Below are 15,123 nucleotides of genomic sequence, written 5' to 3' on the forward strand. Positions count from 1 at the left end.
GGCCGTCGAGGCGGCGCACGCCGGCTTCGCCGACCTCCAGGACGTAGACCGCCCCGGCCCTCCCGTCATCCCTGCTTCCGGCTCAGATCACTTGCGGAAGTAGCCGGTGATGTCCGCGATCAGATCGACACTGCCCGCGTTGTTGTAGAAGCTCACCTTGCCGTTCACCACCGGCACGATCACCAGGTTCGGGACCGTCTGGCCCTTCACCACGTTCAGGTTCGACGCACTCGTGCGGGTCGTCCCGTCCGGGTAGACCGACACGAAGCTCGTGGCCGACACGTGCGTCGCCGTCACGTTCAGCACCACGGCCGTGACACCGGACGCCGGAACACCGTTGACCCCCGCGACCTGCAGGGTCACCACACCGGCCGGACCGACCTGGGCCTGCGGCACACCCAGACCCGTACGCGTGTCCATCACCCGCCGGGGACCGAGATTGACGTGCGAAGCACCCCCGCCGCCGGAGGTGAAGTAGCCGGTGATGTCCGCGATCAGATCGACACTGCCCGCGTTGTTGTAGAAGCTCACCTTGCCGTTCACCACGGGCACGATCACCAGGTTCGGGACCGTCTGCCCCTCCACCACGTTCAGGTTCGACGCACTCGTGCGGGTCGTCCCGTCCGGGTAGACCGACACGAAACTCGTCGCCGACACGTGCGTCGCCGTCACGTTCAGCACCACGGCCGTGACACCGGTCGCCGGAACGCCGTTGACGCCCGCGACCTGAAGGGTCACCACACCGGCCGGACCGACCTGCGCCTTCGGCACACCCAGACCCGTACGCGTGTCCATCACCCGCTGCGGACCCAGGTTGACGTGCGTGGAGCCCTGATCGCCGGTGCTGAAGTAGCCGGTGATGTCAGCGATCAGATTGACGCTGCCCGCGTTGTTGTAGAAGTCCACCTTGCCGTTCACCACCGGCACGACCACCAGGTTCGGGACCGTCTGCCCCTCCACCACGTTCAGGTTCGACGCACTCGTGCGGGTCGTCCCGTCCGGATAGACGGAGATGTAGGAGACGGCGGTCGAAGAGGTCGCGGTCACGTTCAGCACCACGGCCCCCACTCCGGTGGCGGGCACTCCGTTGGTTCCGGTCACCTGGAGGGTGACCACGCCCGTCGCGCCGACCTTGGCCTTCGGTACGCCCAGCCCCGTGCGCGTGTCCATCACCCGCTGCGGGGTGAGGGGCACGAAGGTCTTCGGTGCGGGGACGTTCACGTTCACCGCGGTCGTCGTGGTGGCCGCGCCCGACTGGTGGTAGGCCCTCACGGCCAGCTTGTGGACGCCGGGCACGGAGAGCGTCGTGGAGGCGGTGCGCGCGGCTGCCGCGGTGGTCACCACCGGCTGCCCGTCCACCAGCAGTTCGAACTTGCTGATCAACGAGGTGGGCGTGCTGGTCGACCAGTTCACCGACACCGGGCCCGGTGTCTCGTAACCGGAATCCACGGCGAAGGCACCGCCGCCGACCGAGGAGACCTTGAGGCCCTGGACGGGCCCGGCCGCCAGCGTCCGGATGGCCGGAAGCTGCGGGTAGAGCATGGCGCCCGGGCACTCGGTGTTGAAGCCGTCCCGGTGGCCGGAGATCTGGTTGAACGTGTACGACTGCCCGGCGACGAACTGCTGACCCGCGTAGTTGGTCTGCGTGGCGCCGGCGACCAGCGAGGTGGTGCCCGCCGGGTCGCCGCCGTACTGGCCGAGCTTGTACGCGGCCACCCGCGCGGTCGCCTCCAGCGCGGCGTTCGAGGCGGCGAAGTCGGTGTAGTTGCCGAGGATCGCGACGCTGGTCGACTCGTTGTTGAAGCCGTAGGTGTGCGCGCCCATGACGGGCTGGTCCACGCCGCCCTGACGGCCTTCGAAGATCGTCCCGCACTTGTCGACCAGGAAGTTGTATCCGAGGTCGCGCCAGCCGTTGGTCTTCACGTGGTAGACGTGGATGGCCCGCACGATGGCCGCCGAGTCCGCGCAGTTGTAGTCGGCATCGGTGGTGTGGTGGACGAAGACCGCCTTGATGATCCCGTTCTCCAGATAGATGGGCCCCTCGTCGTCCAGCGACTCGTCGGCCCCCCATTCGGCACGGGTGACGATCGGCGGCTGCGGCACCGTGGACGGCGGTCCCGGGTCGACCGCGGCGGCCTCCCGCGCGACGGCGGAGGTTCCGGCCGAAGCCGTGGAAGTTCTGGCGACGGCCGCCGAAGCCGTGGAAGTTCCGGCGGCGGCCGCCGAAGCCGCTGAGGTCCCGGAGGCGCTCGTGCCCGCGTCGAGGTCCGGGTCGACCATCTCGAGCCGGAGGCCGGCCGGCAGGACGCCGGAGGCCGTCCCGTCGTTCACCCGCACCTCGGCACCGTTCGAACGCCCCACCCAGACCGGCTCCGTGGAACCGCGCTCGGCAGGCCGCTCGCCGTCGAGCCCGGGCACGTACGGCTCCAGCGTGATCCAGTCGGACCACGCCCCCGTCTCCGCGCTCCGGGTACGGGCCTCGATCGCGCCGTCGATCTTGGCTCCGGCGTCGGTCCAGGACACGCCCAGCAGCCCGAACGGCTCGGTCGTACGACGCGAGAGGGTGGCCTTCCCGTGCCCGTCGGCCTTCAGGGCGAGCCGGTGCACCTCGCTCCTGACCGGCCCGTCCGCCCGGACCCCGGCGCCGTACGCCCCCGTACCGCCGGTTCGGACATGCGTGGTCGGTACTTCCGCGGCTACGGCGCCGCTCGATATGCCCTGAAGTCCCAGCACCGCCAGAACTCCGAGCGCTGCGGCAGCCTTGCCGCTCACTCGATGAAATCTCAACTTTCCCCCTGGATGAACAGGCTGTCACCGAACGGCGAAATGCTACGGACACCACGGTGAACAAGGGGGACAGAGAGACGGAATGTCGCAATCCATTCCAGGAACGAGACATTCCATTTCCCGTACGGCACGACGGCGGCACCAAGAACACGGACTCCCGGGGCTTCCGTCACCCCGCCGTAGGCCCACTGCCGACCAGTCGGCGACCAGCCACCGGCCCGCCATCACGCCATTCGGGACACAACGCCAATTTCGGGGAATCAGAGATCATTTCACGGCGTTCCGGCACTTCGCACGGAATGCCCGACCACCGGAGAAATCCACGGACATCACCGACCCGCCCGTCGAAAGGTCAGCATTCCGACGGCTCACCGAAGGCGAGAAAGCAACCGCGCCAGGAGTTCCCCGGATCTCCGCAATGCGGCGACGACTGAATCAGGGGTACCCACCGACCGCCCACAGGTGGAGGATCGCCCTGCGGAGTACACCCCGGAGCGGATTACACGCCGGAGAGCCACGCCGGGGAGTCGCGCCGGAGTGCGCGGCATCACCCTGGACAGCTCCGTGACTGCCGGGTAACTTCGACAGAAGCCTGAGCAAGCGCTTAGACATGCTCTCTGAAGCGACCAGCTCACCGAAGCCACGCACCCGACCAAGGAGGCACCCCGTGCGCCGTACGGTATTCAACGAGGACCACGAGGCGTTCCGGGACACCATCCGCGCTTTCATCGAGGCCGAGGTCGTCCCCGTCTACGACGAGTGGTTCACGTCCGGTCTGGTGCCGCGTGACTTCTACTACAAGCTGGCCGAGCTGGGCATCTTCGGCATCGAGGTGGACGAGGAGTACGGCGGCGCCGGCATCGAGTCGTTCAAGTTCGAGGCGATCATCTCCGAGGAGACCGCCCGCGCGGCCGTCTCCTTCGGCGGTTCCGGCGTGCACGTGCTGCTCTGCCTGCCGTACCTCAAGGCGTACGCCACGAAGGAGCAGAAGGAGCGCTGGCTGCCGGACTTCGTGACCGGCAAAACGATGTACGCCATCGCCATGACCGAGCCGGGCACCGGTTCCGACCTGGCCGGGATGAAGACGACCGCCAAGCTCTCCGAAGACGGCACGCACTACGTCCTCAACGGCGCCAAGACCTTCATCACCGGTGGGGTGCACGCGGACCGCGTGATCGTCTGCGCCCGTACGGACGCCCCGAAGGCCGACGACCGCCGCCACGGCATCTCGCTGCTGGTGGTCGACACCAAGGCCGAGGGCTACTCGGTGGGCCGCAAGCTCGACAAGCTGGGCCTGCGCACCTCGGACACCGCCGAGCTGTCGTTCGTGGACGTGAAGGTCCCGGTCGAGGACCTGCTCGGCGAGGAGAACAAGGGCTTCTCCTACCTCGGCCAGAACCTCCCGCAGGAGCGCCTGGGCATCGCGGTCAACGCGTACTCGCAGGCCAAGGCCGCCGTCCGGTTCGCCCAGCAATACGTGTCCGAGCGCACCGTCTTCGGCAAGCCGGTCGCCGCTTTCCAGAACACGAAGTTCGAACTGGCCGCCTGCCAGGCCGAGGTGGACGCGGCCGAGGCCGTCGTCGACCGGGCGATCGAGGCCCTGGACGCCAAGGAACTGACCGCCGCCGAGGCGGCCTCCGCCAAGCTGTTCTGCACCGAGGTCGCCCACCGGGTGATCGACAAGTGCCTCCAGCTGCACGGCGGTTACGGCTACATGAACGAGTACCCGATCGCGCGCCTGTACGCGGACAACCGCGTCAACCGCATCTACGGCGGTACCAGCGAGGTCATGAAGTCCATCATCGCCAAGTCCATGGGCCTGTAGGGCTCGCGGACCGAAGGCCGGAAACGATCCAGGACGGCCACGTTCATCCATGAGCGAAGCACTCGATTCCCTGCTCGATCTGCTCGACCTGGAGCGGATCGAGCGGGACATCTTCCGGGGCACCAGCCGCTCGGCGGTGGTGCCCCGGGTGTTCGGCGGCCAGGTCGCGGCCCAGGCCCTGGTCGCGGCCGGCCGGACCGTGCCCGACGACAGCCAGGCGCACTCCCTCCACTCGTACTTCCTGCGGATGGGGGACCCCGGCGCGCCGATCGTCTACAACGTCGACCGCATCCGCGACGGCCGGTCCTTCACCACCCGCCGGGTCGTCGCCGTCCAGCACGGGCAGCCGATCTTCCACCTCACCGCGTCCTTCCAGACGTACGAGGAGGGGCTGGACCACCAGGCGCCCATGCCGGACGCCCCGGACCCGGAGACCCTGCCGACGGCCGCGGAGATGATGCCCCGCTACGCCGACCGCTTCACCGACCCCGGGATGATCGACCGGCTGCTGGAGGCACGGGCCGCGGTGGACCTGCGGTACGTGGAGGCCCCGCCGTTCGCCACGGCCGGCCGGCCCCGTGAGCCCCGCTCGCAGGTGTGGTTCCGCACCCGGGGCAAGCTCGCCGACGATTCCCTGCTCCACGTCTGCCTGGCCACGTACGTCTCCGACATGACCCTGCTCGACTCCGTGCTGCTGGCCCACGGACGCGGCGGATGGGCGGTGGGCGACGTGGTCGGCGCGAGTCTCGACCACGCGATGTGGTTCCACCGGCCGTTCCGGGCGGACGAGTGGCTGCTGTACGACCAGGAGTCCCCGACCTCGTCCGGCGGGCGCGGTCTCGGCCAGGCCCGGATCTGGACGCAGGACGGGCGCCTCGCGATCACCGTGATCCAGGAGGGGCTGGTACGCGTCCCGCGGAGCTGAACGCACGGGGCCGAACGTGCCGGGCCGAACGCACGACGCCGAACACTCTGCGCCGGGCACACGGGCACACGGGCACGGGAACGTCCGCACGCCGCTGCGGAGTGTCCCGCCGCATCGCGGACATACTCGCCACCATGAGCGACGACCCCGCGAAGAGCCCCGAGACCCCCGAGAATCCGCAGGGCGCCGCCCGACCGGAGAAGGCCGAGGAGTCCACGGCCACCGTGGTCGTCGCCGCGGCCGCCAACCTCGGCATCGCGGTGGCGAAGGCGGTCGCCGGGCTGATCAGCGGGTCGAGCGCGATGCTCTCGGAGGCAGCGCACTCGGTCGCCGACACGGTCACCGAGGTCATGCTCCTCACCGCCCTCAAGCGGAGCGAGAAGCCCGCCGACGAGGAACATCCGCTGGGCTACGGCCCCGAGCGCTACATCTGGGCGATGCTCGCCTCCATCGCCACCTTCGTCGGCGGCGCCGTGTTCTCCGTCTACGACGGCGTGCACACCCTCGTGGAGGGCGAGCAGCTGGGCGACCCCCTCGTCTCGTACCTCGTGCTGGCCGTCGCCTTCCTGCTGGAGGGCTTCTCGCTGCGGACGGGCGTCAGGCAGGTGCGCCGCGAGGCCGCGCGCCTGCACGCCCCGGCCACGCACTACCTCCGGCACACCCCCGACACGGCGGTGAAGGCCGTGGTCATGGAGGACTCGGCGGCGCTCGTCGGGCTGGTCCTCGCGGCGGGCGGCCTGCTCGGCGGACAGCTGACCGGCTCCGGGGTGTGGGACGGGACCGCGTCCGTACTGATCGGTGTCCTGCTGGTGTACGTGGCCTGGGTGCTCGGCCGGTCCAACGCCCAACTGCTCATCGGCCGACCGCTCCCCGAGGCGATGCGCGCCGGAGTCCGGGCCGAACTGCTCACCGTGCCGAACATCGTGGAGGTGCTGGAGCTGACCACCCTGATCCAGGGCCCGACGGAGATCCTGATCGCCGCGAAGATCGACTTCCGCGACCTGGCGAGCGCCGCCGACGTCGAGTGGGCCTGCGAACGGGCCGAGCGCCAACTGCGCGACCGCTACCCGTCCGTGCGACGGGTGTACCTGGACCCGACGCCGGGCCCGGAGCAGCGGCGCGAGCGGGAGCGGGACGCGTCAGCTGGGTGACCGTTTCCTCCGATCCTCTCCTCCCGCACCGGCCCAGGTCGAAAATCCCGGGCGGCGGGCGGCGCCGTTCCCTACGATGCCGGAGGTATGACGACACTCCCCGCCTCCACATCGGCCCTCACCTTCGTCCGCCATCTCGACGATCTCCGCTACGAGTTCGAGCGTCATGGCGAGCGCCACGGACGTCCCGCCTACCGCCGGACGGACGGACAGGTGTGGTGTTGCTGGTCCCCGGCCGAGGGCTGGCACTGCGAGTCGGCCGAGGGAGTCGTCAACTCCCGTCCCCACGGGAAGTGCGACGCCGACGCACCCGAACCCCCGGCCACGGTCTGGCGCAGCTTCAAAAACGACCGTTCCTACCTCTACGACTTGCGGTTCGCCGCCCCCGACGAGATCACCGTGTGACCGACCGGCCTCTCGGAAAGAGTGTCCGCCCCCTCCCCCGACACCTTCCGGGCCAGCGCCTCGCGCACTCCGGTGAGGCGGGCGATCTCCGCGTCCAGGGCGGCGAGCCGTTGGCCGACGACTCCGGGCGATCCTGGCTCGGTGGAGGTGCAGCGCACCGGACGGCCCGAGGTCAGCAGGTGGAGGCGGTCGGCGCAGGCGTGTACGTCCGCCACGGTGAATCCGGCGGCGAGCAGCTCCCGGATGACGCGGACCCGTGCGATGTCCTCGGAGCCGTACTCCCGTTGGCCGGAGGAGGTCCGGGCGGGCGGGGCGAGCAGGCCGCGCTGCTCGTAGAAGCGCAGGGCCCGTGGGGTCGTTCCCGCCGCCGCTGCCGCGTCTCCGATCCGCATTCCGCACCGCCTCCGCGTTGGGGCTCCGGGGGACCACGCCCCGTGCGCCGCACTCACGAGAACACTTCCACCACGGCCCCGCCGAAATGCCCTCCCTCGACGAGTTGTTGGAAGGCGAGTGGGGCGTTCTCCAGCCCCGCGACGGCGGTGTACGGGAAGCGGATCGCGCCCGAGCGCAGCCAGGCGCCGAACCGCCGGGTCCACTCCGCGTCGACGTCCGGGTGGTCGCCGCCGGCGTATCCGCGTACCGAGACACCCTTCACGATCAGCCGGTACGTGTCGATCTCGGCGGGTGCGCTGCCTCCGCCGCGCCGGGCGTCCAACTGCCCCGAGAGCGCGCCGACGAGGGCGAACCGGGCGCCGGGCCGGGCCGCGTCCACCGCCGCCGTGAGCTGTTCGCCGCCGACGAGGTCCAGCAGCACGTCGATGCCCTCGGGCGCCGCCTTGGCCAACTGTCCGGCGAAGTCCCCGGCGCCGCGCACCACGACGGCGTCGTAACCGAGTTCGGCCACCAGCCGTTCGGCCTTCGCGGGCGAGCCGGTGGTACCGACGACGCGGCCCGCGCCCAGCAGCCGGGCGATCTGCCCGGCGAGGGTGCCGACCGCCCCGGCCGCCCCGGTGACGAGGACGGTGTCGCCGGAGCGGACCTCGGCGAGCCGGGTCAGCGCGCCGTACGCCGATGAGCCCTGGGCGAGGTACGCGACCGGGTCGGGCAGCTCCTCGCCCAGCGGCAGCACCTGATCGCCGGGGAGTACGGCGTACTCCCGCCAGCCGAGCAGATGCGTCACCAGGTCGCCCGGCCGCAACGGGCCGCCGTCCGGCGCGGAGACGACCTCGCCCACCGCCGGCCCGATGACGGTGTCGCCGCCACGCAGCGGAGGCAGCGGGACCCCGTCGTTCTCGGTGCCCATCAGGGTGCGCAGCCCGGCGAACAGGGCGAAGTGGCTGTTGCGAACCAGCACTTCGCCGGGACCGGGCTGCGGGATCGGAGTCTCGGCGAGGGTGAAGTGCTGGGCCTCGGGCAGCCCGTCGGGCGTCACGGCGAGGCGGATCTCGCGGGAGGTACGGGGCAGTTCGGCGGACATCGCGGGCTCCTGGCGTTCGCGGGTCGGCGGGCGGCGGGGCGTACCCGTCGCCCAACGGGTGTGCGGACGCTAGCCCTTGACCCGCACGTCAGGGTCAAGCCCGGCGGTGGGGCCGAGCCTGGCTCCCCGGTCCGGTGCAGGTCGGGCATGCTGAGCCGGTCCGCCCACGCCCGCCACCCCTCAGACCCGCCCGGCCCTTCAGCCGACCGGCCGGAACGCTCGGACCCACCCGGCCCGCCCGGCCCCTCAGCCGGCCGGCCCGGCCCCTCAGGCCAGCCCCGCCGCGTCCAGCAGGTACTCCGTGAGCGGGTCGTAGTGGCGCGGGTCGGGCACGTTGTCGTCCAGTGGGACGGTGACCAGGAGGGAGCCCTCGGCCTCGCCGAGGAAGAGGGCGGGGTCGTTGCAGTCGGCGTAGCCGATGGCGTCGAGTCCGCGTCCGCCCGCGCAGCCGGCCCAGCCGTGGTCGGCGAGGACCAGGTCGGGTTGGGGGCGGCCCTCGCGTTCCAGGCCGTCCAGGATGGCGGCCATCGGGGCCGGGGAGTGGGTGTGCCAGAGGGACGCGCCGTGTTCCAGCACTGCGACTCCGGCGAACTGGACGACGTTGCCCTCGTCGGCGCGCAGCCCCGCCGGGACGGTGATGATCTCGCAGCCCGCCGTGCGGAGCGCGTCCGCCGTCCTGCGGTGCACGTCGAGGAGGCCGCCGGGGTGGCCGGTGGCGACGAGGACGCTCTCGGTGTCGGCCACCGCCTTGCGCAGGCGTTCCGCCATCCGGTCGAGTGCGTCGACGGTCAGTTCGGGGTCGATGGTGTCCTGGCCGAAGCGGTGGGCCGGGTCGTCGATGACCCCGCAGCGCTCCGCCATGACGGCGAGGACGTCCTGTTCGTCGGTCCAGCGGTCGCCGAGTTCCAGCCCGAGCCAGTAGTGGCGGTCTCCGTTGGCGAGCGCCCGGTAGTGCGCGAGGTTGTTGTCGCGGGGCGTGGCCACGTCGCCGGCGATGCGGGTACGGACGAGGTGGTCGGTGAGTTCGGCGCGGCTGGGTATCGGCATGGCGCCCATTCTGCCGTCACCGGTGCGCGCCACGCCCGGCATCTCGTACCCCGGAACCGGTGCGGGGGCACGCTGCGGCGCTCAGCGCCCGTCGGCCGCCGCCGCGAAGGCGCCCCTGGCCAGCCGGTGCAGCAGCTTCGCGGTCGCCGCGCGGTCCGGGAGGGCTTCGGGGCGGACGAGGCGCGGGGTGGAGTTCAGCAGGCCGAAGACGGCGTGCACGGTGACGCGGGCCTCGGCCTCGGTGAGGGCGGGGTAGCGGGAGCGGGCGACGGAGACCCAGATCTCGACGTATTCGCGCTGGAGGCGGCGTACCCGCTTGCGGTCGGCGTCACGCAGGCGGTCCAGCTCGCGGTCGTGCAGGGTGATCAGGGGGCGGTCGTCGAGGGCGAAGTCGATGTGGCCCTCGATGAGCGCGTCGAGCAGGGCGTCCGGGGAGCTGTCCGGTGCGGCTGCATCCTCTTCGACCCGCAGTCGGCCGCCGGTCAGCAGGCGTTCGCTGATGCCCACCAGCAGTTCGGAGAGCATCGCGTCCTTGCCGGGGAAGTGCCGGTAGAGGCCGGGGCCGCTGATGCCCACGGCGGCGCCTATCTCGTCGACGCCGACGCCGTGGAAGCCGCGCTCGGCGAAGAGGAGTGCGGCCTCCCGGAGGATCTGCTCGCGGCGGGCGGCTCCCGCGACGCGGGCGGTGGCATGGGTGCTCATGAGGATTGATTCTAGACAGGGTCGTTAGCGCTCGTTAACCTGAGGCCGTTCGCGTTAACGCTCATTAACCGCTCGGCGGGGGTCACGAGCCCCACCGGTCACGGGGATGGAGGCTCGACACGATGCAGCCGGCACCGGCACCACAGGCACCGGTCCTTCTCAGCGCGGCCGATCCCGCCTCCGAAGCCTGGCGGGCCAACGAGGCGGCGCACCGCGCGCTCGCCGACGAGCTGCGCGCCCGGCTCGCCTCGGCCCGGCTCGGCGGGGGCGAGAAGGCACGCGCCCGCCATGTGGCGCGCGGCAAGCTGCTGCCCCGGGACCGGGTGGACACGCTGCTCGATCCCGGTTCGCCCTTCCTGGAGCTGGCGCCGCTGGCCGCCGAGGGGCTGTACGGCGGCGCCGCGCCTGCCGCCGGGGTGGTGGCGGGTATCGGCCGGGTGAGCGGCCGGGAGTGCGTGATCGTCGCCAACGACGCGACCGTCAAGGGCGGCACGTACTACCCGATGACCGTGAAGAAGCATCTGCGGGCGCAGGAGGTGGCGCTGGAGAACCGTCTCCCCTGCCTCTACCTCGTGGACTCGGGCGGCGCCTTCCTGCCGATGCAGGACGAGGTGTTCCCGGACCGCGACCACTTCGGGCGGATCTTCTTCAACCAGGCGCGGATGTCGGCCGCCGGCGTCCCGCAGATCGCGGCGGTGCTGGGTTCCTGCACGGCGGGCGGTGCGTACGTCCCCGCGATGAGCGACGAGGCGGTCATCGTGCGCGGCCAGGGCACGATCTTCCTCGGCGGCCCGCCGCTGGTGAAGGCGGCGACGGGCGAGGTCGTCACGGCGGAGGAGCTGGGCGGCGGCGAGGTCCACTCGCGCACGTCCGGGGTCACCGACCACCTCGCCGAGGACGACGCGCACGCACTGCGGATCGTACGGAACATCGTGGCGACGCTCCCGGCGCGCGGGGCGCTGCCGTGGACGGTGCGCCCGGCCGAGGAGCCGAAGGCGGACCCGGCGGGGCTGTACGGCGCGGTGCCGGTCGACTCCCGTACCCCGTACGACGTGCGCGAGGTGATCGCCCGGGTGGTGGACGGGTCGCGGTTCGCGGAGTTCAAGGCGGAGTACGGCCAGACGCTGGTCACCGGGTTCGCGCACGTCCACGGGCATCCGGTGGGGATCGTCGCCAACAACGGCATCCTGTTCTCCGAATCGGCCCAGAAGGGCGCGCACTTCATCGAGCTGTGCGACCAGCGGGGCATCCCGCTGGTCTTCCTGCAGAACATCTCCGGCTTCATGGTCGGCAAGGCGTACGAGGCCGGGGGCATCGCGAAGCACGGCGCGAAGATGGTCACCGCCGTGGCGACCACCCGGGTGCCGAAGCTGACGGTCGTCGTCGGCGGTTCGTACGGCGCGGGCAACTACTCCATGTGCGGCCGGGCCTACTCGCCCCGCTTCCTGTGGATGTGGCCCAACGCCAAGATCTCGGTGATGGGCGGCGAACAGGCCGCCTCCGTGCTCGCCACGGTCAAGCGCGACCAGCTCGGCGACGACTGGAGCGCGGAGGACGAGGAGGCGTTCAAGGCGCCGGTCCGCGCCCAGTACGAGGAGCAGGGCAACGCCTACTACGCGACCGCCCGGCTCTGGGACGACGGGGTGATCGACCCGGCGGACACCCGGCAGGTGCTCGGCCTGGCGCTGACCGCGTGTGCCAACGCCCCGCTCCCCGAGCGGAATCCGGCGGACCCGGGCTTCGGCATCTTCCGGATGTGAACGAGCGAAATCGTACGGGCGAGAGGAAGAGAGGGACGTCCATGTTCAGCACGGTGCTGGTCGCCAACCGGGGTGAGATCGCCGTCCGGGTCATCCGGACGCTGCGCGCCCTCGGCGTCCGGTCGGTCGCCGTCTTCAGCGACGCGGACGCAGGGGCGCGGCACGTACGGGAGGCGGACACGGCGGTACGGATCGGCCCGGCGCCCGCCGCCCGGAGCTACCTCAGCGTGCCCGCGCTGCTGGAGGCGGCCCGCCGCACGGGGGCCGAGGCGGTCCATCCGGGGTACGGCTTCCTCGCGGAGAACGCCGCCTTCGCCCGCGCGTGCGCGGAGGCCGGGCTCGTCTTCATCGGGCCGCCCGCCGAGGCGATCTCCCTGATGGGAGACAAGATCCGGGCCAAGGAGACGGTCGCGGCGGCCGGGGTGCCGGTGGTCCCCGGTTCCTCCGGCAGCGGCCTCACCGACATCCAACTCGCCGACGCGGCGCGGGAGATCGGACTGCCGGTGCTGCTGAAGCCCTCGGCGGGCGGCGGCGGCAAGGGCATGCGGCTGGTGCACGACCAGGCGCTGCTCGCCGAGGAGATCGCGGGGGCCCGCCGCGAGGCGACGGCCTCCTTCGGCGACGACACGCTGCTGGTGGAGCGGTGGATCCAGCGCCCCCGGCACATCGAGATCCAGGTGCTGGCGGACGCCCACGGCAACGTGGTCCACCTCGGCGAGCGCGAGTGCTCGCTCCAGCGCCGCCACCAGAAGGTGATCGAGGAGGCGCCGTCGGTGCTGCTCGACGCGGAGACCCGGGCGGCGATGGGCGAGGCGGCGGTGCGCGCGGCCCGCTCCTGCGGCTATGTCGGCGCGGGCACGGTCGAGTTCATCGTGCCGGGCGGCGACCCGTCCGCGTACTGCTTCATGGAGATGAACACCCGGCTCCAGGTCGAGCACCCCGTCACCGAGCTGATCACCGGGCTCGACCTGGTGGAATGGCAGCTGCGCGTCGCGTCCGGCGAGCACCTCCCGTACGCACAGACCGACATCACCTTCACCGGGCACGCCGTGGAGGCCCGGATCTGCGCCGAGGACCCGGCGCGCGGCTTCCTGCCCTCCGGCGGCACCGTGCTCGCCCTGGACGAACCGCAGGGCGGGGGCGTGCGCACCGACTCCGGGCTGAGCGAGGGCACGGAGGTCGGTTCGCTGTACGACCCGATGCTGTCGAAGGTCATCGCGTACGGCCCCGACCGGGCGACCGCCCTGCGCCGGCTGCGGGCGGCCCTCGCGGACACGGCGATCCTGGGCGTACCGACCAACGCCGGTTTCCTGCGCCGCCTGTTGGCCCATCCGGCGGTGGTGGCGGGCGAGCTCGACACGGGGCTGGTGGAGCGGGAGGCGGCGGGGCTGGTCCCGGACGGCGTACCGGACGAGGTGTACGCGGCGGCAGCGGCCGTACGGGGTGCGGCGCTGGCCCCGGTCCCGGACGCGAGCGGGTGGACCGACCCGTTCTCCGTACCGAACGGCTGGCGCACCGGCGGCTCCCCCGCCCCGCTCGGCTTTCCGCTGCGGGTGGCCGGCCAGGACCCGGTGGTGCGCGAGGCGCCCCCGGGTGCGGCGGTCGGCCCGGACCGGGTGACCGTCGAACTCGACGGCCTGGTCCACCACTTCAGGCGCGCCGGGCAGTGGCTCGGCCGCGACGGCGACACCTGGCAGGTACGGGACCACGACCCGGTGGAGGCGTCCCTGAGCGGGGCGGCCCGCGCGGGCGCGGACACCCTCGCGGCGCCGATGCCGGGCACGGTCACGGTGGTCAAGGTGGCGGTCGGGGACGCGGTGTCGGCGGGGCAGGCGCTGCTGGTGGTCGAGGCGATGAAGATGGAGCACGTCATCTCCGCGCCGCACGCCGGGACCGTCACCGGACTGGACGTCTCGCCCGGGGCCACCGTCGCCATGGACCAGGTGCTGGCCGTGGTCGCACCGGACACCGCAGCGGAGCCGCCGGCGGCCCCCGCCGACGCGGAGAGGCAGTCATGACCACCCCCGAACGGAACACCCCCGAACGACCCGCCCTGCCGATGACCGTCGCCGCGCAGGACCTGCCCGCCCGGGTCCGCATCCACGAAGTGGGCGCGCGCGACGGGCTGCAGAACGAGAAGGCGGTCGTACCGACCGCCGTGAAGGCCGAGTTCATCCACCGGCTCGCCGCCGCCGGGCTCACCACCATCGAGGCGACCAGCTTCGTCCACCCCAAGTGGGTCCCCCAACTCGCCGACGCGGAAGAGCTGTTCCCTATGCTCGGCGATCTTCCGGGGCCGGGCGGGGCCGGCGGGGTCGCGCTCCCCGTTCTCGTACCGAACGAACGCGGGCTCGACCGGGCGCTGGCGCTCGGGGCGCGGCGGATCGCGGTCTTCGGCTCGGCGACGGAGAGCTTCGCCGCCCGCAACCTCAACCGGTCCGTCGCCGAGTCGCTGGCGATGTTCGAGCCGGTCGTGGCCCGGGCGAAGGAGGACCGGGTGCACGTGCGCGGCTACCTCTCGATGTGCTTCGGCGACCCGTGGGAGGGGCCGGTGCCGGTGCACCAGGTCGTCCGGGTGGCGAAGGCGCTGATGGATCTCGGCTGCGACGAGCTCTCCCTCGGCGACACGATCGGTGTCGCCACCCCCGGCCACGTGCAGGCCCTGCTCGCCGAGCTGAACGAGGAGGGGGTGCGCACCGACACCATCGGCGTGCACTTCCACGACACCTACGGCCAGGCCCTCTCCAACACGCTCGCCGCCCTCCAGCACGGGGTGACCACCGTCGACGCGTCGGCGGGTGGCCTCGGCGGCTGCCCGTACGCGAAGAGCGCCACCGGCAATCTCGCCACCGAGGACCTGGTGTGGATGCTCCGGGGCCTCGGCATCGACACCGGCGTCGACCTCGACGCCCTCACCGCCACCAGCGTGTGGCTGGCAGGGCGGTTGGGCCGCCCGAGCCCGTCCCGTACCGTCCGCGCGCTCTCGCCGACTCCGGCGCCGTCCCCCGCGTCCCCCGCGTCCCCCGCGTCCCCCGAGGAGTGAC

The 15,123-nt window shown here is 71.9% G+C and carries 12 protein-coding genes; 7 read left to right on the forward strand and 5 right to left on the reverse strand.

Annotated elements, in window-relative coordinates; genetic code table 11:
- Positions 1 to 87 precede the first annotated feature (87 nt).
- Positions 88 to 2,772, reverse strand: coding sequence for a peptidoglycan recognition protein (locus tag OHA55_RS09160; protein ID WP_266704580.1), 2,685 nt, complete (start codon positions 2,770 to 2,772; stop codon positions 88 to 90).
- Positions 2,773 to 3,454: 682 nt separating this feature from the next.
- Here OHA55_RS09160 and OHA55_RS09165 point away from each other — a divergent pair.
- The 4 genes from OHA55_RS09165 (at position 3,455) to OHA55_RS09180 (ending at position 7,093) form a co-directional block, all read left to right on the forward strand.
- The gene (locus tag OHA55_RS09165) at positions 3,455 to 4,612 is read left to right on the forward strand and encodes an acyl-CoA dehydrogenase family protein (RefSeq protein WP_266704582.1); all 1,158 of its coding nucleotides are present in this window, start codon (positions 3,455 to 3,457) and stop codon (positions 4,610 to 4,612) included.
- A 49-nt stretch (positions 4,613 to 4,661) separates the two neighbouring features.
- The gene (gene tesB, locus OHA55_RS09170) at positions 4,662 to 5,537 is read left to right on the forward strand and encodes an acyl-CoA thioesterase II (RefSeq protein WP_266704584.1); all 876 of its coding nucleotides are present in this window, start codon (positions 4,662 to 4,664) and stop codon (positions 5,535 to 5,537) included.
- Positions 5,538 to 5,671: 134 nt separating this feature from the next.
- Entirely contained in the window at positions 5,672 to 6,688 is a 1,017-nt protein-coding gene (locus tag OHA55_RS09175) for a cation diffusion facilitator family transporter (RefSeq protein ID WP_266704586.1), read from the forward strand.
- Between the two features lie 87 nt (positions 6,689 to 6,775).
- Positions 6,776 to 7,093: a hypothetical protein gene (locus OHA55_RS09180; RefSeq protein ID WP_266704588.1), complete on the forward strand. Its 318-nt coding sequence runs from the start codon at positions 6,776 to 6,778 to the stop codon at positions 7,091 to 7,093.
- Here the strand turns inward: OHA55_RS09180 and OHA55_RS09185 are convergent.
- The 4 genes from OHA55_RS09185 to OHA55_RS09200 all read right to left on the reverse strand — a co-directional run bounded on the left by OHA55_RS09185 (position 7,051) and on the right by OHA55_RS09200 (position 10,319).
- Positions 7,051 to 7,485 (reverse strand): MerR family transcriptional regulator, encoded by a 435-nt coding sequence (locus OHA55_RS09185; protein ID WP_266704590.1) that lies wholly within the window; start codon positions 7,483 to 7,485, stop codon positions 7,051 to 7,053. The genes OHA55_RS09180 and OHA55_RS09185 overlap by 43 nt on opposite strands.
- A 53-nt stretch (positions 7,486 to 7,538) precedes the next feature.
- Positions 7,539 to 8,570 (reverse strand): NADP-dependent oxidoreductase, encoded by a 1,032-nt coding sequence (locus tag OHA55_RS09190; RefSeq protein ID WP_266704592.1) that lies wholly within the window; start codon positions 8,568 to 8,570, stop codon positions 7,539 to 7,541.
- A gap of 267 nt (positions 8,571 to 8,837) precedes the next feature.
- Positions 8,838 to 9,617, reverse strand: coding sequence for a phosphatase (locus OHA55_RS09195; RefSeq protein ID WP_266704594.1), 780 nt, complete (start codon positions 9,615 to 9,617; stop codon positions 8,838 to 8,840).
- Between the two features lie 81 nt (positions 9,618 to 9,698).
- Positions 9,699 to 10,319 (reverse strand): TetR/AcrR family transcriptional regulator, encoded by a 621-nt coding sequence (locus OHA55_RS09200; protein ID WP_266704596.1) that lies wholly within the window; start codon positions 10,317 to 10,319, stop codon positions 9,699 to 9,701.
- 122 nt (positions 10,320 to 10,441) lie between these two features.
- On the opposite strand from OHA55_RS09200, the gene OHA55_RS09205 reads away from it, so the two are divergent.
- From OHA55_RS09205 to OHA55_RS09215, 3 genes are read left to right on the forward strand one after another with little or no spacing between them, the layout of a single operon-like run.
- On the forward strand, positions 10,442 to 12,079 hold the full coding sequence (locus tag OHA55_RS09205) for a carboxyl transferase domain-containing protein (RefSeq protein ID WP_266704598.1): 1,638 nt from the start codon (positions 10,442 to 10,444) through the stop codon (positions 12,077 to 12,079).
- Between the two features lie 41 nt (positions 12,080 to 12,120).
- On the forward strand, positions 12,121 to 14,097 hold the full coding sequence (locus OHA55_RS09210; protein ID WP_266704600.1) for a biotin carboxylase N-terminal domain-containing protein: 1,977 nt from the start codon (positions 12,121 to 12,123) through the stop codon (positions 14,095 to 14,097).
- 41 nt (positions 14,098 to 14,138) lie between these two features.
- Positions 14,139 to 15,122 carry a hydroxymethylglutaryl-CoA lyase gene (locus OHA55_RS09215; RefSeq protein ID WP_266710492.1) on the forward strand — a complete coding sequence of 328 codons (984 nt, stop codon included), beginning with the start codon at positions 14,139 to 14,141 and terminating at the stop codon, positions 15,120 to 15,122.
- Position 15,123 lies beyond the last annotated feature (1 nt).

Source organism: Streptomyces sp. NBC_00102 (assembly GCF_026343115.1).
Taxonomy (GTDB): Bacteria; Actinomycetota; Actinomycetes; order Streptomycetales; family Streptomycetaceae; genus Streptomyces.

What these genes read in the sequence shown, in the direction of transcription:
- tesB (WP_266704584.1), top strand. Translation starts at nt 4,662, where the DNA reads ATGAGCGAAGCACTCGATTCCCTGCTCGATCTGCTCGACCTGGAGCGG.
- OHA55_RS09175 (WP_266704586.1), top strand. Translation starts at nt 5,672, where the DNA reads ATGAGCGACGACCCCGCGAAGAGCCCCGAGACCCCCGAGAATCCGCAG.
- OHA55_RS09190 (WP_266704592.1), bottom strand. Translation starts at nt 8,570, where the DNA reads ATGTCCGCCGAACTGCCCCGTACCTCCCGCGAGATCCGCCTCGCCGTG.
- OHA55_RS09180 (WP_266704588.1), top strand. Translation starts at nt 6,776, where the DNA reads ATGACGACACTCCCCGCCTCCACATCGGCCCTCACCTTCGTCCGCCAT.
- OHA55_RS09200 (WP_266704596.1), bottom strand. Translation starts at nt 10,319, where the DNA reads ATGAGCACCCATGCCACCGCCCGCGTCGCGGGAGCCGCCCGCCGCGAG.
- OHA55_RS09210 (WP_266704600.1), top strand. Translation starts at nt 12,121, where the DNA reads ATGTTCAGCACGGTGCTGGTCGCCAACCGGGGTGAGATCGCCGTCCGG.
- OHA55_RS09185 (WP_266704590.1), bottom strand. Translation starts at nt 7,485, where the DNA reads ATGCGGATCGGAGACGCGGCAGCGGCGGCGGGAACGACCCCACGGGCC.
- OHA55_RS09205 (WP_266704598.1), top strand. Translation starts at nt 10,442, where the DNA reads ATGCAGCCGGCACCGGCACCACAGGCACCGGTCCTTCTCAGCGCGGCC.
- OHA55_RS09215 (WP_266710492.1), top strand. Translation starts at nt 14,139, where the DNA reads ATGACCGTCGCCGCGCAGGACCTGCCCGCCCGGGTCCGCATCCACGAA.
- OHA55_RS09195 (WP_266704594.1), bottom strand. Translation starts at nt 9,617, where the DNA reads ATGCCGATACCCAGCCGCGCCGAACTCACCGACCACCTCGTCCGTACC.